The organism is Streptomyces viridiviolaceus (assembly GCF_014650995.1).
GTDB lineage: Bacteria > Actinomycetota > Actinomycetes > Streptomycetales > Streptomycetaceae > Streptomyces > Streptomyces viridiviolaceus.
Genome location: NZ_BMWA01000056.1, coordinates 4,543 through 20,785 on the forward strand (window position 1 = coordinate 4,543; position 16,243 = coordinate 20,785).

The following is a 16,243-nucleotide window of genomic DNA, read 5'->3' on the forward strand; positions in this document are numbered from 1 at the left end:
CGCGGTGCCGGTGCGCGGTGCCGGTGCGCGGTGCCGGTGCGCGGTGCCGGTGCGCGGTGCCGGTGCGCGGTGCCGGTGCGCGGTGCCGGTGGGCGGCCGGCCGGGGTGTGGCGGCGCGTCCGGCTGCGGCCCTGGGGGCGTCGTGGATGCGGGGGTGCCGGCGCGGCCGGCGGCCTCGCAGGGATGCCGTACGACCGCGGGGCGGAGGGGCCGGCTCTGTGCCGGGGAGGCGGGCGGGCGGGCCGTGGCGGGGCTCGTGCGCGGTCCGCCGCGGCGGCGGTCTGCGTGGGTCACGTCAGTGACGTGACCGCGCAGGCGGTGGCGATGTCCCCGCTCAGCTCCCCCAGGGACTGCTCGGCCCAGACGGTCTTGCCGGTGGGAGAGTGCCGGGTGCCCCAGCGGCGGGCGAGCTGGGCGACCAGCAGCAGGCCGCGTCCTCCTTCGTCGAAGATCCGGGCCCGCCGCATGTGCGGGGTGGTGCTGCTGGAGTCGGAGACTTCGCAGATCAGGGTGTTGTTCTCGTGGATCAGGCGGAGCTGGACGGGTGGCCGGCCGTAGCGGATGGCGTTGGTGACGAGTTCGCTGACCATCAGTTCGGCGACGAAGACGGCGTCGGTCAGGCCCCAGGCCGTCAGTCTGCCGGTGACCAGCCGGCGGGCCCGGGCGACGTCGGCGGGGTCGCAGGCCAGGTCCCAGACGGCGACCCGGCCGGGGTCGAGGGCCCGGGTGCGGGCGATGAGCAGGGCGACGTCGTCGTCGGGGCGGTGGGTCAGCAGGGCCGCGAGGACCCGGTCGCAGGCCGACTCCGGGCTCTGGGCGGGCTGGGCGACGGCGGCGAACATCTTGTCCAGGGCCTCGTCGATGTCGCGGTCGCGGACTTCGAGCAGGCCGTCGGTGTACAGGGCGAGGAGGCTGCCTTCGGGCAGTTCGGTCTCGATGGTCTCGAACGGCAGGCCGCCCAGGCCCAGCGGCGGGCCGGCCGGCACGTCGAGGAGGTACACGGCGCCGCCCGGGGTGACCACGGCGGGCGGGGGGTGGCCGGCCCGGGCGAGGGTGCAGCGGCGGGATACCGGGTCGTAGACGGCGTACAGGCAGGTGGTGCCGATACCGCCGGCGGTCTCGGCGGCGCCGCCGGTGACGGCCACGTCGTTGGACAGGCGTATGACGAGGTCGTCGAGGTGGGTGAGCAGTTCGTCGGGCGGCAGGTCGACGTCGGCCAGGGTGCGCACCGCGGTGCGCAGCCGGCCCATGGTGGCCGAGGCGCGGATGCCGTGGCCGACGACATCGCCCACCACCAGGGCCACCCGCGCCCCGGACAGCGGGATCACGTCGAACCAGTCGCCGCCCACGCCGGCCCGGCTGCCGGCGGGCAGGTAGCGGGAGGCGATCTCCAGGGCCGCCTGGTCGGGCAGGGTCTGCGGGAGCAGGCTGCGCTGCAGGGTCATGGTGGAGGTGTGCTCGCGGACGTGCCGCCGGGCGCCGTGGATGCCGGCGGCCGCCCGGGCCGTGAGCTGCTCGGCGAGCCACAGGTCTTCCGGTGTGAAGGGCTCCGGGCTACGGTGACGGCCGAAGAGGGCCACGCCGACCGTGGTGTCCGACGAGCGCATCGGCACCACCATCAGCGAGTGGGTGCCCACCTGCCGGATCCGGGCGGCCTGGGGGTCCTCGCCCGCCCACCGCACGACGGCGGAGTCGGCCGTCGCATACACGGCGCCGCGGCCCCGGACCAGGCACTGGGCCACCGGTGACAGGGCCGGGTAGGCGGTCGTCCCGCCCGCCGCGGCCACCGACTCGGGGCGCGCGTCGAGGACCGACTGCACCGCGGTACGGCGCAGGGTCAGGCCCCCGGCCGACGGGGCGGAGGGCATCTCGTCGCCGCTGCCGGGAACGTCGAACAGGTCGACGACCGCGAAGTCGGCGAGCGGGGGCACGGCGGCGTCGGCCAGCTCCTGCGCGGTGCGGGCGATGTCCGAGGTGGTGCCGATGCGGGCACCGGCGTCCTTCAGCAGACGCGTGTGCTGCCGGGCGGGCGGCTCCTGCACCCCGTGGTGCACGGCCAGGCACACGGCGCGGACCCGGCCGCCGGAATCCTTCACCGGGGCCAGCGAGGTCGGCCGGGCGGGCTGCGGGCCCGGCGCCGTGGCGGAGCGGACGTCGGCCGGCAGGGACTGCGGCTCGCCGGTGGCGAAGGCCAGGCGCATCCGGCTGTGGACCTCCTCGCTCAGCGGATGCGGCGCGATCTCCGGCAGACACAGCCCGCGCATCTCGGTCTCCGTGAAACCCAGAGCACGCTCCATGGCGGTGTTCGCCCGCACCAGGCGCAGATCCGGACCGAAGAGAGCCAGACCGCACGGAGACTGGGTGAACATCCATTCCCCCCACGCCTCCTCCCCGGCCCGGCCGGGCCGGCCCGCCACGGCGGACACCACCAGCCACTCCCCGGCCTGCCCGTCGTGCGTGCGCCGGTTGGCGAGCAGACGCAGCCGGAGCAGACCGCCGTCACGGTGCCGCACCGCCACGCTGCCGCTCCACCTCTGACGCCCGGGCACCTCCCGCCGCGCGCTCTCACCCGGAACCTCGGCGAGCAGACGGGCCGCCGGACGCCCCACGACCTGCACCGGCTCATAACCGAGCAGCCGCCGCGCCCCCTCGCTCCACCCCGTCACGATGCCCCGCGCATCGACGGTGGCCGCCGCCGTGTAGGCGGGCTCAGCGACACCGTCCGCCCTGTCACGCCGCTCACCAGGAGGTGTGGGAAGTCGCTCCATCACCGCTCATCTCGCCCTCGCTAGATTTCCTTCCCCGCACACCCCGCGGGAACCTGCACGGCCAGGGCCCTACTGACAAGCATGATCCTGCAAGGCACACACCACCAACACCACACCGCCCCCGGGAACACGCCGGGCCGCAGGCTCACCAGACGGCAGGAACCAGCCGGCGCGGCCCCCGGCCGCGCAAGGGCGGGACAACCCCCGGCCGGGGCAAGGGCGGGGGCGGGGCGGGGCAGTGAGCCTTTGCCAACCTGATCATGCGCTGGCGATCATGAGGGTCTGGACTGCGGCGATGAGCTTGTCGGCGTTGTTGGGGCTGGAGCGGATCTTCCAGTTCTTCAGCTCGGCGTTGACCCGCTCGCCGGGTCCGCGGCGGCGGGCGGGGGCTTCGTTCACGTCTATTGGGCGGGGAGGAGCGGGCGCAGCTCTGCGCGGCTCGGCCCGCCTGGCCACCCGGCTCCCGGACCCCTGCTGTGCGGTGAGTCGCCCTCGGCGTCCAGTTCTGCGTAGGCGTCGGCCACGGTGTTACGGGCTTTGCCTAGATCAGCGGCAAGGGATCGGGCCGAGGGCAGCCGGGTGTGCCCGACACGAGCCGCCCGGTGCGCGCGGCCTCCCGCAACGCGTCCATGAGCCCGGCGCGCAATCCGGATCCGCTCAGTTCCAGATGCAGGGCGACGCCGGCCACGGACGGCTGCGTGACAGAAGTGGCCCGGGAATCTGTCATGGAGGGGGACCGTACTCCTGCCTCACCGCCGTCCGTGGCCGCCCGCTGTCAGCTGAGCGGTCGGGCTATGCGCCGTATCCGCCGTCGATCCTCAGTACTGCGCCGGTGACGTAGGAGGCCTGCGGGCTGGCGAGGAAGACGACGCCTGCGGCGATCTCCTCCGGCCTGCCGTACCGCCCCATCGCCGTGGTCGGAAGGAACATGGATGCGGCCGGGCCGTCGGCGGGGTTTCCTTCGGTGTCGATGAACCCGGGTTGGATGACGTTGACCGTGATGCCCCGGTGCGCCAGATCGCGGGCTGCGCCCCGGCTGAAGCCCTCGAGGGCCGACTTCGTGCCCGTGTAGTACGCCATCCCCTGGAAACCCGCCCGAGTAGCCACACCCGAGCTGATGCTGACGATCCGCCCGCCATCGGGCAGCAACGGCACCGCCGCCTGGATCCCGGCCACCACGCTGGTGTAGTTGACGGCGAGCTGCCGCTCGATGGCGGCCTGGTCGACGAGCTCGCTGTCGACGAGGCCGCCACCACCCGCGGCCGCGTTGTTGACCAGAATGTCCAGCTTCCCGAACTGCTCGACCACGCGCCGGATCAGGTTCGTTGCCTGCGTCGCGTCCGCCTGGTCTGCCTGGAAAGCCGCCGCACGCACCCCTTTCGCCTCCAGGTCGGCGACCACGGCCTTGGCCTGATCCGCCGAGGACGAGTAGCTGATCGCGACGTCGGCTCCTTCGTCAGCCAGCGCCAGCGCCGACGCCGCCCCGATCCCCCGCGACCCGCCGGTGACGATCGCCACCTTGTTGTCCAGCTTTCCCATGTGCTTCCCACTTCCCTAGGCGCAACGTGCCACGGAGTTCTTGACCGTGCGGTCCACCATAAGCATGGTGGACCGCACGGTCAAGAATCCGTACCCTGTTCGCATGGCACGTCCACGATCGTTCGACGAGAAGCAGGTGCTGAACGCCGTCCGGGAGCAGTTCTGGGACGCCGGTTACGCCGCGACCTCGCTAGAAGACCTGATGCGGGTCAGCGGCCTGGGCAAAGGCAGCCTGTATGCAGCGTTCGGCGACAAGCGTCAGCTCTTCCTCCGGGCGCTGCACAGCTACACCGACGACAGCCATGGCCATCTTCGGAAAGCCCTCTCCGAGGCTCCACGGGCCCTGGACGCACTACGCATGCTCCTCGAGGCACCGATCGACGACCCGACCGGCGCCGGCACGCGGCGTGGCTGCCTGATGGCCAACAGCACCTGCGAACTCGGTAACGCCGATCCGGAAGTCCTCGACCACGCCCACCGCACCTACGAGACGTCCACCGCGCTGATCGGTGACTGCGTCGCCCGCGCCCAACGCGAGGGCGACCTACCGGCCGGAGCGGATCCGATCGCACTAGCGCGGGCCCTCCTGGCCGCGCAACAAGGGCTCGTGTTCATGAGCCGGACCGGGCTGGACACGGCCACACTCACTGCCACAGCACGATCGCTCGCGGCTCAACTCCTGCCGGACCACTCCGGCGACTGAACCGACAGGCGCGAACGGACCGTTCGCACTAAGCCTTGCCAACCTGGGTGAACCTGCTGGTCAGGGCCGTGCGTCGTGTCGTGCCCTCGAATGGGTGAAGCTCCTCGTAGACGGACGATTGACCAGATCAACACGTCCCATAAGCATCTTCAAGATGCTGCCCTACCCGTCCGGGATGACCATGTCCAGCCGCGCGCTCAACCTGCTCGCAGACCTACTGCGCGGCCACCGCGCCGAACGTGGGACCCGGTGGCGCAAGCTGCCCGCCGGCCGCCAGGCCCTGCTGGTCGTAGCCCACCTGCGCAAGAACGACACCTACGCCGAACTGGCCTGCGGGTTCGGGGTCGGCACCTCCACGGCCTACCGCTACATCCGCGAGGCGCTCGACCTGCTCGCGGCGAAGGCGCCCACCCTGGAACAGGCGATCGAGGTCGCTCGCCGCAAGGCGTTCGTGATCCTCGACGGGACCCTGCTGCGCATCGACCGGGTCGGCATGGCCTCCGGCTACGACCGGGCGTTCTACTCCGGCAAGCACAAGGCCCACGGGCTGAACGTACAGGTCATCGCCGACCCGATCGGGCGGCTGGTGTGGATCTCACCGCCGCTGCCCGGCGCACGCCACGACATGGGCGCCGCCCGCGAGCACGGCATCATCGACGCGTTCACCACCCACAAGATCCCCGCGGCCGCCGACACCGCCTACCAGGGCGCCGGACCGACCGTGGCCGTCCCGCAGCGGCGCCGACGCAAGGACCCCGACACCGGCCGCTATCGGCCCCTGTCCCGGAACCAGAAAAACGTGAACGAAGCCCACGCCCGCCGCCGCGGACCCGGCGAGCGGGTCAACGCCGAGCTGAAGAACTGGAAGATCCTGCGCAAGATCCGCTCCAGCCCCAACAACGCCGCCAAGCTCATCGCCGCAGTCCAGACCCTCATGATCGCCAGCGCATGATCAGGTTGGCAAAGGATCCCCCCGGGGGGAACCGGCGGCCCGTTGCACATCGAAGCCATCTCCTCGCCTTCAGCCCACGCGGCGTCGAAGGAGTAGTACCGGCTCTCCCGGTCCGGGCTCAGGATCGCGTCCAGCATCGCCAGCGAGCGGCACAGGTTGCGCAGGTCAGCGAGGGCGGGGAGCCGGCAGGCCACGTCATGGACAGTCACGGGCCCCATCCAACCGGATCCCTCTGACACCACCCCGCCCCGCCAGAGGCCACGGCCGGCAGCAATGCCCCAGCCGGACATGCCCACACGCGACAGCCGGTTCCGCGAGCCCGCCCGCACCAAGACCGTCCCGACCGGCCGGCCGCACCGCCCGGCCATGGCCGGGCGGCCGGCCCGGACGGGAGCTGGCAGAGCAGCAGCAAAGACCCGCAAAAAAAAGTGTGTTATGCGGGTGAATGTCCCAATACTGCGACAAGGCCCCAGGGCCGTTGACGCCGTCATTGCCGGCCTTCCACGCTGGTGGGTGAACAGCCCGCCCCAGCAAGGGAGATCATCATGGAGACAAGCGCCTGGCAGCGCCTCGGCCATCTCGCCGGCGCGTGCTGCGCTGCTGTGCTGCTCGCCGCAACGGCGGGCGCGGCGAGCGCCGTGGCCGCGCCCGAGGCGACGAAGGCCGCGGCGGAATCGCCGAGAGCGGCACCGCACGACAACCCCTGTACGGGCAACCACATCGAGGGCGGCTCGCTGGTCTGGGACCCGCCGGGCTGCACCCCGCCCTGACGTGAGGCAGCCACGACCGGCCCGCGCGGCCATCACCCCTGGCGCGGCCGGCCCGGCGGATCAGCCCCGGCGGGTCCCCGGCGGATCAGCTCTGGCGGGTCCCTGATGGCTCAGCTCTGGTGGGTCCCTGATGGCTCAGTCCCGGGCGGGTCCCCGGTGGATCAGCTCTGGTGGGTCCCTGATGGCTCAGTCCCGGGCGGGTCCCCGGTGGATCAGCTCTGGTGGGTCCCTGATGGATCAGCTCTGGTGGGTCCCTGATGACTCAGTCCCGGTGGGTCCCTGGTGGAGGCTCTGGTGCGGTCGGCGGATGGTGGTCGCACCTGTTCACCGGGTGTGCACCCAGGGGGGTGATCACGAGCCCGGGCCGCGTTCCTGGCCTGCGGTGACAGGGCTTGCCGAGGGCCGCAAGAGGGGGTGCCGCTCCAGGTGGAGGGCCGTGCTGCCCGTCCGGCCGGGACCGGCCGGGTCCCTTGCCGAGGCGTCCTGCGTCTCCTGGAACGGGATCACCGACACCGAGTCCGAGACGAAGTTGGACACGTGGAGCTGGCGCCTGTGCCCGTCCGGCGAGACCGCCACCTCCAGCGGGCCGCGGCCGACGGGGATGGTGCGCTCCACCTTGTCCGCCCTGGTGTCGATCACCGACACCGAGCCTTCGTAGTTGTTGGCCACGTACACCCAGCGCCGGTCCGGGGAGACCGCCACGCCCCGCGGGCCGCTGCCGACGCGGATGGTGCGCTCCACCTTGTCCGCCGCGGTATCGATCACCGACACCGAGTCCGAGTAGCTGTTGGTCACATAGACCCGGCGCCCGTCCGAGGCCACCGCCACCCCCAGCGGGGCCTTGCCGACGGAGATGGTGCGCTCCACCTTGTCCGTGCCGGTGTCGATCACCGACACCGAGTCCGAGCCGTAGTTGTCCACATACACCCGGCGCCCGTCCGGGGCCACCGCCACCCCTTGCGGGTCCTTGCCGACGGAGATGGTGCGCTTCACCTTGTCCGTCGCGGTGTCGATCACCGACAGCGAACCCGGCAGCGAACCCGAGCGGCTCAAGGTCACATACACCCAGCGCCCGTCCCGGGACACCGTCACCCCCACCGGGGTGGAACCGACGGTGATGGTGCGGTCCACACGGTTGGTGAGGGTGTCGATCACCGACACCGAGTCCGAGCCGTAATTGGTCACATACACCCGGCGCCGGTCCGGGGAGACCGCCACATCCCGCGGGTTCTTGCCGACCCGGATGGGCTGGTCCTCGGTACGGTTGGTCAGGGTGTCGATCACCGACACCGACCCCGAACCGTAATTGGTCACATAGCTGCGGCGCCCGTCCTGCGACATCGCCATCCCCTGCGGGGAGTCACCGACCCGGATCGACGACACCGGCTCAGGACCAGAAGAACCCGACTGCGCCAGATAGACCCCCGCACCCCCCGCGGCCAGCACCCCCGCCACCACCCCCGCAAGCAGCCCCGCCCGCCGCCGCCCCACCCGACGGCGCCCCGGCCGGCGCCGCCCGGACCGCGGCCGGCCCCCGCCACCCCCAGGCGGCAGCAGCCCGGACACCCCACCCTCCCCGGGCACCCCACCCGGCCCCGACGGTTCCGCCGGCCCGCCCGGTTCGGACGGCCCGGACGGCCCGCCCGGTTCACCCGGCCCGCCCGGTTCGGACGGCCCGGACGGCGCGGACGGTTCGGACGGCGGCAGCGGCTGAAGGGGCAGGCCGGCCCCTCCGGCCGGCGGCAGCAGCTCGGTCGGCGGCTCCGGCTCCCCCGAGCGCGGCGGCCTGCCGCCGGCCGGCCGGCCCGGCCGCCGCTCCCGGCCGGCCGGCCCGGCCGGCGGCAGGACCGGGGAGAGCGCCGCCGCCGGCTGCGCAGCACCAGCACCGGGCCGGGCAGCCAGCGAGGTGAGCAGCTCGGCGGCCTCGTCACCGCCCATCCGCCGGGCGGGATCCTTGGCCAGCAGCCCGAGGAAAACCGGGGCCAGCTCCGCCGCCCGGCGCGGCGGAGCGGGAGACTCCGACAGCAGAGCGCTCAGCATGTCGCCGTCACAGTCACGGTCGAAGGGACCACTCCCCTCCAGCGCGAAGTACAAGGTGCCGCCGAGCGAGAACAGGTCCGAGGCCGCAGTGGGCGTCTCCCCGCGAAGCCGCTCGGGAGCCATGAAACGCACCGTCCCGATGATCTCCGCCGGAGCAGTCAGACGCGGCTTGCCGGAACTCGGCTCCAGCGCGATGCCGTAGTCGGTCAGCAGCACCCGGCCGCCCTCCGCCCCATGCAAGGACTGCGGACCCGGACCGGTCAGCAGGACATTGGCCGGCTTCACATCCCGGTGCAGCACACCCAGCCGGTGCCCCTCCAGCAGAGCATCCAAAACCGCCAGCCCGATCCGGGCCACGTCAGCGAGCAACAACGGCCCCCGCTCACGCACCACCGCCTCCAGATCCGTGGCACCGGGAACGAACTCCATCACGATCCACGGCAGCCCGCCGGACTCCACGATGTCGTACACGGTCACCACATGAGGATGATTACGCAGCCGCGCAGCATGCTGCGCCTCACCACGCGCCCTCGCGATCCGCGCACCCACCTCACTCTCCGGCACATGCGGCGGCAGAATGATCTCCTTCAGCGCGACATCACACGCCAGCTCCTGGTCATACGCCTGCCACACCCGCCCCATACCGCCGGCCCCCAGCCGACGCACAAGCCGGTAACGCCCGGCGATCACCCGCCCGGCAGCCTCATACGCTCCCGTCATCGCGCTCCCTCTTCCAGGGACACCCCACCAACGGGCCCCCGGCGAGCGACAAAAAGCCCGTATCAAGGGTATATCGCCCACCCCCCAGCAAACCGCCCCGAACAACCACACCCCACACACGCCGCACAACCCACAGCAACCCCCACACCAGACACACAGCCACCCCACACACCGCTGGCGGCACACCCCACCCTCGGCACACATCCACCCCACCAGCACCAGCACCAGCACCAGCACCCAGCTCACCACCAGCAGCACCCCAGCGCGCACACAGCACACGCACCCCGAGCGCGCACACCAGCACACGCACCAGCACCCCACCGCCCGGCACACGCACCCGGCACACGCCAGAAAGGAAAACCCGGGAAACCCCGGCCCCGGACACGACCGCGGAACACCGCAGCCGCCAAACCCCTCCCCCACCCGCCGACTTGACACCCCCGCACACAGACACGGCCCCGGACACCACCCGCGAACCACCAACAGCCGAACCACGAACCGACCCACCACGACCACGACTTGAGAAGAGACAGGGAAACGGGGAGACCGGAAGGACCCGGAGACGGGAGGACAGGAGACCGGGGCCGGGGCCGGGGCCGGGGCCGGGGCCGGGGGTGGTGGCCCTATGTCTTCGGCCACAGCAAACGGGGCTGCGTCGAATCCGAGGGCCGGGCAGCATGGCCGGGCGGACGACCTGCTGCGGGATGACGTGAGGTGCTTCCCCGACCCGGACTCGATGGGGGCGTTGCCGGACGCTCCCATCCCGGACGCCTCGGTAAAAGACCGGCAGGCGGTCCTCCACCATGTCCTGGAAAAGGGCTGGAAACGCCAGTACCCCGAAGGATCGACGGTGCTTCCGGTGCCCCGGACGCAGGCCGTGCCGACCCGTCCGGCGGATGCCGAGTCCCGGACCGACGCGGGTCCGGCCGGCCGGCGACGTGTTGGCGATCTTCCGTGTCCACGCCGACGATGAGACCGACTCCGACGCCGGCCTGCGCCAGATGCAAGGCCAGGAGCGACTTGACGTGCTCTGCGGCTTCCTCCGGGAGATCGGCCGGCAGCCGGGCAAACCGGTGCTGATGGACCCGGAAGGCAAGGCAACCACGGCCGTTCGGCGCACGGCCTCGACGTCGAAGCCGATCGGCGTCCTCCTCGCAGACCCACAGGTCAGATGACCGCGGCCGACGGCCGCGGTTCGCAGAAGGCCCCGTCACGGAGCATTGCGAACAAGACGTCGGCCCTGCGCCGGGCGAGGCGCACGGCCCCGGGAGTGGTGCCTGCCCCGGGGAACCCCCTGTCGCAGCAGGCCCGGAAGACCGGTCGCCCAAAGCGGCGAACGCGGAGAGAAAAAGGGCCCGCTTGCGCCGCTTGTTCCCTCCCCGGGACCGCCGTTCACCGCGGATCGATGAGCTCCGGGCCGCCAGGGCGCCTCCGGCCCAGGCGGCGGGATCACCGCGGCCGGGAAGGTGCTGCCGTCGCCGGCCTCGGTCAGGATCCTGGCTCCGGACCTGACACCGACCCCCCACACCGAGGTCGAAGACCCCGGCAAGAGGCGGGCCTCCAGCAGTTTCTCCATCCGCACCTGCCAGCAGTTCCCACTGGCCAAGCACCGCGGCGAGCAAGGCGGCAGGGCCGGGAACGACCAGCGCGGCCGCCTCACCCCCCACACGGCCACCATCTGCCCGCCCAGGGCGGCGAAGACACCCTCGGCCAGACGCCCGGCCACCCCGGGCGCCTTCGGCCGCAGCAAGGCGACCAGACACCGACAGCCGGCCCTCGCGTATCCGGGCCCGGGAACCCGAAGCATTCCAGCCGGGCCAGGACAGCCGAGTACGGCAACCACCGAACGAGGAATCGTGCCAGCGACAGGTGGCATCCCGGCCGGCAAGCCGTGCAGCCGGCGGGCCACGCCGGCCGCCTCCCCTGCGAAATCAAGTACGGCCCTGCCGACTACGGGCGGGCCCGGCCCCCCGGCCCCCGCCCCGCGCGCTGAGACCCCACACCCCGGCCCCGCGCGCTGAGACCCCACACCCCGGCCCGGGCGGCAGCGAACAGCTCCCACCCCCGACCAGAAACGGCCACCCAGACCGCAGAACACCACAGACCAGCCGCAGCCACCCAGACCGCAGAACACCACAGACCAGCCGCAGCCACCCAGGCCACAGAACACCACAGACCAGCCGCAGCCACCCAGGCCACAGAACACCACAGACCAGCCGCAGCCACCCAGACCGCAGAACACCACAGACCAGCCGCAGCCACCCAGGCCACAGAACACCACAGACCAGCCGCAGCCACCCGGGCCACGGGACACCACGGACCGGGGCGCTGCCGCCCGGGCGGCAGCGCCCCGCCGGCCGGCCGGCCGGGCGGTCACCGGCATCCACAACCGGACGTCCGTCTCCTCCCGCCCGGATTCCAGCCGCGCGGCCGTGGCCCTGACGCCGAAGCGTCACCGGCAGAAGGGGAAGGTGCCCTCCCCGTCCTGCGTGAACCACGCGAACCAGTCACCGTCGAGGAACTGCCGCTCCCAGGTATCGACCTCCTCCTCGGGGACGCCGTACTTCCCGGCGGCCTCCGCGCTCGTGGTCTGCCCGGACATCACGGACAGCACGACCCGGACCTTGTCCGCTCCCTGGAGCTCCGCCCCTTCCGGCGGCTTGTCCGGCAACAGGTCCTCCAGCCGGAAACACCCCGGCTTGCCCGGCTCACCCGGCTTTCCGGGCTCACCACCCCTGCCACCCTCCCCACCCCGGCCGCCCTCACCGCAGTCCGCACCGCGCCCAAGGACCCCACCGGCATCAACAGAACGGCCGGTACCCGCCGAGGCACCCTGCGCCGCCTGCGCCGCCTGCGCCGCACACACCGTCCCCGACACGAAAGCCGCCGAAGCCATCGCCACGACCAGCGGACGCTGCCAGTAACTTCTGGACATAAGCACTCTCCAATTTCCATTTCCACATTCACAAAACCAGCCACGACCACCCGCCCCGCACACCACCACCAACCGGCCGGCCGGCCGGCCGGCCCGGAACCGGACACCATGACCAGTGAGAGGGCAGGGGCACAGATCCCGCGGACCCCCACCCGCCCGGACAAACCACCCCGGCCAGCCCCGCACCCCGACCAGTCCCGCAGTGCGGGGCGAAGGGGCCTCAACCGTCCACCAACCCCGCCCAGGCAGGGCCATGGCCCGTGCCCGGAGGGCAAGGGGCGGAGGCCTCAGGGACCCCCACCCCCCGCCCGGGCTGGACCGCCACCGCCCCGCACCCGGGGCGAAAGGCGGAGACCTCAGGGGGCCACCACCCCCCGCCCGGGCTGGACCGCCACCGCCCCGCACCCGGGGCGAGGGGCGGAGACCTCAGGGGGCCACCACCCCCCGCCCGGGCTGGACCGCCACAGCCCCGCGCCCGGGGCGAGGGGCGGAAGCCTCAGGGGACCTCCGCCCCGCCCGGAGGGGGCCGTGCCGGCCCGTGCCGGTCAGAAGACGCTGAAGCCGCCGAGACCGCCGGCGCCGCCGTTGCCGAAGACACTGAAGCCGCCCGCACCACCGGCGCCGCCGTCACCGAACACGCTGGAGCCGCCGTTACCGCCATTGCCTCCGTTACCGAAGACACTGGAACCGCCGAAGCCGCCACCACCGCCGTTACCGAAGACACTGCCGCCGCCGGAACCGCCCGAGCCGCCGTTGCCGAAGACACTCGAACCGCCCCCGCCACCGGCACCGCCGTTGCCGAAGACGCTGGAACCGCCCCCGCCACCGCCCCCGCCGCCACCGAAGACACTGGACCCGCCCGCGCCACCCACGCCGCCGTTGCCGAACACGCTGCCGCCACCGGAACCGCCCGAGCCACCGCCACCGAAGACACTCGAACCACCCGCGCCACCGGCACCGCCGTTACCGAACAGACTGCCGCCCCCGGCACCCCCCGCACCGCCATCAGCGACCACACTCACCGCGGAATGACCCGGCGCCGCCGCCGGCGCCGCGGACGCCGGAAGCGCCACACCCCCGGTCACCACAGCAGCCGAAGCACACACCATCGCCAGCCGGAAACCCCGCCGCCTGGACACGCCGCCCCCACGAGAGCCGGCCTTCGCACTGCGAACACTGAAAGACATAACATTTCCCCTTCTCAAAAAGAATTTCCCGACCCGCCCCGGAAAACCCGGAACGGAAACACAGCGGACCGGCCCCCGGCCGGGATCACCCGCCGGCGGAACAACAGCCGCCCGGCAAAGAAGAAAACCCGATCGAGGAATCCCTCCGCACCACACGGCCCTCACATTCCCTTTCCGGCGAGCACCGCACTTCCATTAACCCGGCACGACACAACACCGTCACCCTCCGAAGAATCGGGACTTGACCACACCGGCACACATTCGGTAAAAGCCCCACACCCAGGCCACAGCCACACGCCCACAGCACACCCCCACGGCCACAGCACGGGCACCACACAAAACCCCCACCCCCGCCAAACCCCCAGCGCCCCGAAATGAAGTCCCCGCCGGTCTGACGGACACCGGCACGGACCCGGGGCTGCGGGCCTTGCAGCTCAGCAGCCTCATTGCGACCCATACTGCGAGGTGAGGCGCCTCGTCCCCGACGTCGGTGTTCGCGCCGTGCCCGGTGCGGACCGCGGTGGTGGGCAGCACAACGAGCAGGCGGTCGCGGATCGACCAGATAATGGCCGGGAAACGCGAATACGACCGTCCCGTCGCTCCCGGGCCGCCCACGAACAGGGGGTCGCCGGTGAAAACGGTGCCGAGCCCCGAAAGGCGGAGGCAGCTGGCTCCCGGCGCGTGTCCGGGGACGTGCAGTACCCGCAGCTGCCTGCCGGCGACCTGGACGCGCTGGTTGTCGCAGCGATATCCGCCGGGGCCCCGGCCGGGGTGGGTGCGCTTCCACAGCAACCGGCCGTCCAGATGGAACAGGACGGACGCGCCGGTGGCCACGGCGAGAGCCGGCGCCACGTTGACATGGCCGTTGTAGGCGCGGGCGCACACGACGGCAACCACCCGCCGGCCACCGACGGCCTCGGCCACGGCGTCGGCGTCGTGGGCGGCATCAATGACGACCGCTTCGTCACCGCCGCCGACAAACCAGACCTTGTCGTCGACCCCCCAGGTACCACCGCCCACAGTAAAAGAGCCCGAAGCGACGAACCGTCAAGTGAGCGGCGAAGACACACAAGACCGCGGCCAGGCCACGCACGCTGATGCCAACACCGGCGGTGAGCAACGAGCACACCACCAGGAACACCTGCCCGTGAGTGAGGCCACCACAGTCGGCGGCGGCCCAGACCCGGGCACCGAAACCGTCCCCGCCCAGCGCCTCCCGAGCGCACCGGGCGTTCACCCACGCCGACAGCACCCCCCGACCCGGAGCGAGACGGCGTGGACAAGGAAGCCGCGCGGTCCCAAGGCGCTCAAGGCCAAGTCACCGCAGGGCAACAGGTCCTCCCACCCGTCCGGAACGAGACCGACACCCATCGGGGAACACCCGCAGAGAAAACACCTTCGCCAAGCCCTCGAAGGCGTCGAACTCCCGCCCCTGCTCAGCCAGCACCATCCCGACAAGCTCCCCGCAACCGCCCCCCACCTCTCACACAGCCGGCGCAGCACCAACGACGCAAAGACCCCACACAGCACGCAGCACGGCGCGTCACGGTGGCACCAGCCAGCCTCCAGCAGCAGGCTCGACAAGCGCCAGCGCCTCTCACCGCGGAAGTTGGCCACCCCCACCCCGGCACCGAACCAGGGTCCGTCTTCAAAGATCATCCGGGTGGTAGATCATGGTGTCGTGGTACGTCGTCATGAACTCACTGATCAGGAGTGGGAGTTACTCGCTCCGCTGATACCCCGGGCCGCGACGGGGCGGCCCCGCGTGGAGGACCGGCAGGTCGTCAACGGGATGGTCTACAAGATCCGCACCGGGATCTCCTGGCGTGACTTGCCGGAACGCTACGGGCGTGGAAGACCGTGTACACCCGCTTCCGCCGCTACGCCCTCGACGGAGTCTTCACACGGGCCCTGCAGCAGATCCAAGCCCACGCCGACGCGGCCGGCGACATCGACTGGCTGGTCCAGATCGGCTCCACCATCGTCCGCGCCCACCAGCACGCCGCCGCCACCGGCCGAAAAGGGGGGCGGCATCGGCAGGACGAACCGGACGATCACGCCCTCGGCCGATCCCGAGGCGGGCTGACGACCAAGATTCACCTCGCCTGCGACGGCAAGGGCCGCCCGCTCGCGATCCTGGTGACGCCCGGCCAACGCCACGACAGTGTCTGCGCACGCCCTCTGCTGGAACGGATCCGTGTTCCCCGCACCGGCCCGGGCCGGCCTCGGTGCAGGCCCGGCCAGGTCATCGCAGACAAGGCTTACAGCTCGCGCGGCTTCCGTGCCTACCTGCGAAGACGCGGCATTGCGCACACCATCCCCGAGAAGACCGACCAGCGACGGCACCGGCTGAGGCGCGGAGGCCACGGCGGCCGACCGCCAGGGTTCGACCGGGAGACCTACCGGCGGCGCAACGTGATCGAGCGCTGCTTCAACCGGCTCAAGGGCTTCCGTGGGATCGCCACCAGATACGAGAAGACCGCCACTTCCTACGAAGCGGCCGTCACTCTCGCATCGTTCCTGCTCTGGGCAAGATCCGTTTGAAGACGGACCCTAGTACTGCAACGGTGCTTGCCGTGACTGATGGCAAGGTCAGGGGCTGTGTCCGCGTCGTTTGTAGTGGCTGGTG

General features: G+C 71.8%; 10 protein-coding genes and 3 pseudogenes. 5 read left to right on the forward strand and 8 right to left on the reverse strand.

Annotated features, from left to right (window positions below):
• From IE260_RS42430 to IE260_RS40030, 4 genes and pseudogenes are all read right to left on the reverse strand, one after another.
• Nucleotides 1–294: pseudogene (locus IE260_RS42430) on the reverse strand (hypothetical protein); the annotation flags it as partial.
• Entirely contained in the window at nt 291–2,768 is a 2,478-nt protein-coding gene (locus IE260_RS40015; RefSeq protein WP_189880856.1) for a SpoIIE family protein phosphatase, read from the reverse strand. The pseudogene IE260_RS42430 and the gene IE260_RS40015, both read right to left, overlap by 4 nt.
• 366 nt (nt 2,769–3,134) lie before the next feature.
• Nucleotides 3,135–3,495, reverse strand: a pseudogene (locus IE260_RS40025) (GntR family transcriptional regulator); the annotation flags it as partial.
• Nucleotides 3,496–3,560: 65 nt separating this feature from the next.
• Nucleotides 3,561–4,286, reverse strand: a complete 726-nt coding sequence (locus IE260_RS40030; protein ID WP_229881813.1) for an SDR family NAD(P)-dependent oxidoreductase — start codon at nt 4,284–4,286, stop codon at nt 3,561–3,563.
• Nucleotides 4,287–4,410: 124 nt separating this feature from the next.
• Between IE260_RS40030 and IE260_RS40035 the strand changes: the two genes are divergently transcribed.
• The 3 genes from IE260_RS40035 (at nt 4,411) to IE260_RS40045 (ending at nt 6,732) form a co-directional block, all read left to right on the forward strand.
• Nucleotides 4,411–5,010, forward strand: coding sequence for a TetR/AcrR family transcriptional regulator (locus IE260_RS40035; RefSeq protein ID WP_189880858.1), 600 nt, complete (start codon nt 4,411–4,413; stop codon nt 5,008–5,010).
• A gap of 154 nt (nt 5,011–5,164) precedes the next feature.
• Nucleotides 5,165–5,962, forward strand: a complete 798-nt coding sequence (locus IE260_RS40040; protein ID WP_189880859.1) for a transposase family protein — start codon at nt 5,165–5,167, stop codon at nt 5,960–5,962.
• A gap of 545 nt (nt 5,963–6,507) precedes the next feature.
• Nucleotides 6,508–6,732, forward strand: a complete 225-nt coding sequence (locus IE260_RS40045; protein WP_189880860.1) for a hypothetical protein — start codon at nt 6,508–6,510, stop codon at nt 6,730–6,732.
• A gap of 351 nt (nt 6,733–7,083) precedes the next feature.
• On the opposite strand, the gene IE260_RS40050 is transcribed toward IE260_RS40045, so the two are convergent.
• Nucleotides 7,084–9,573, reverse strand: coding sequence for a serine/threonine-protein kinase (locus IE260_RS40050; protein WP_189880861.1), 2,490 nt, complete (start codon nt 9,571–9,573; stop codon nt 7,084–7,086).
• A gap of 857 nt (nt 9,574–10,430) precedes the next feature.
• On the opposite strand from IE260_RS40050, the gene IE260_RS43315 reads away from it, so the two are divergent.
• Nucleotides 10,431–10,667, forward strand: a complete 237-nt coding sequence (locus IE260_RS43315) for a hypothetical protein (RefSeq protein WP_229881815.1) — start codon at nt 10,431–10,433, stop codon at nt 10,665–10,667.
• Nucleotides 10,668–11,944: 1,277 nt separating this feature from the next.
• Here IE260_RS43315 and IE260_RS42440 read toward each other — a convergent pair.
• The 3 genes and pseudogenes from IE260_RS42440 to IE260_RS40070 all read right to left on the reverse strand — a co-directional run.
• A complete protein-coding gene (locus IE260_RS42440; RefSeq protein WP_229881816.1) occupies nt 11,945–12,163 on the reverse strand; it encodes a hypothetical protein in 219 nt (72 codons plus the stop codon).
• 809 nt (nt 12,164–12,972) lie between these two features.
• Nucleotides 12,973–13,317 (reverse strand): hypothetical protein, encoded by a 345-nt coding sequence (locus IE260_RS42445; protein WP_229881817.1) that lies wholly within the window; start codon nt 13,315–13,317, stop codon nt 12,973–12,975.
• A 744-nt stretch (nt 13,318–14,061) separates the two neighbouring features.
• Nucleotides 14,062–14,634: pseudogene (locus IE260_RS40070) on the reverse strand (MBL fold metallo-hydrolase); the annotation flags it as partial.
• A 661-nt stretch (nt 14,635–15,295) separates the two neighbouring features.
• Between IE260_RS40070 and IE260_RS40075 the strand changes: the two are divergent.
• Nucleotides 15,296–16,158 (forward strand): IS5 family transposase gene (locus IE260_RS40075; RefSeq protein ID WP_189880866.1). Its coding sequence is split into 2 segments (ribosomal slippage): nt 15,296–15,464 and nt 15,464–16,158, totalling 864 coding nucleotides; the frame shifts between segments, so codons are not numbered across the junction.
• Nucleotides 16,159–16,243: the final 85 nt, after the last annotated feature.

Coding starts and splice junctions, on each gene's coding strand:
- IE260_RS40040 (WP_189880859.1), top strand. CDS start 5,165: ATGCTGCCCTACCCGTCCGGGATGACCATGTCCAGCCGCGCGCTCAAC.
- IE260_RS40045 (WP_189880860.1), top strand. CDS start 6,508: ATGGAGACAAGCGCCTGGCAGCGCCTCGGCCATCTCGCCGGCGCGTGC.
- IE260_RS40015 (WP_189880856.1), bottom strand. CDS start 2,768: ATGGAGCGACTTCCCACACCTCCTGGTGAGCGGCGTGACAGGGCGGAC.
- IE260_RS40035 (WP_189880858.1), top strand. CDS start 4,411: ATGGCACGTCCACGATCGTTCGACGAGAAGCAGGTGCTGAACGCCGTC.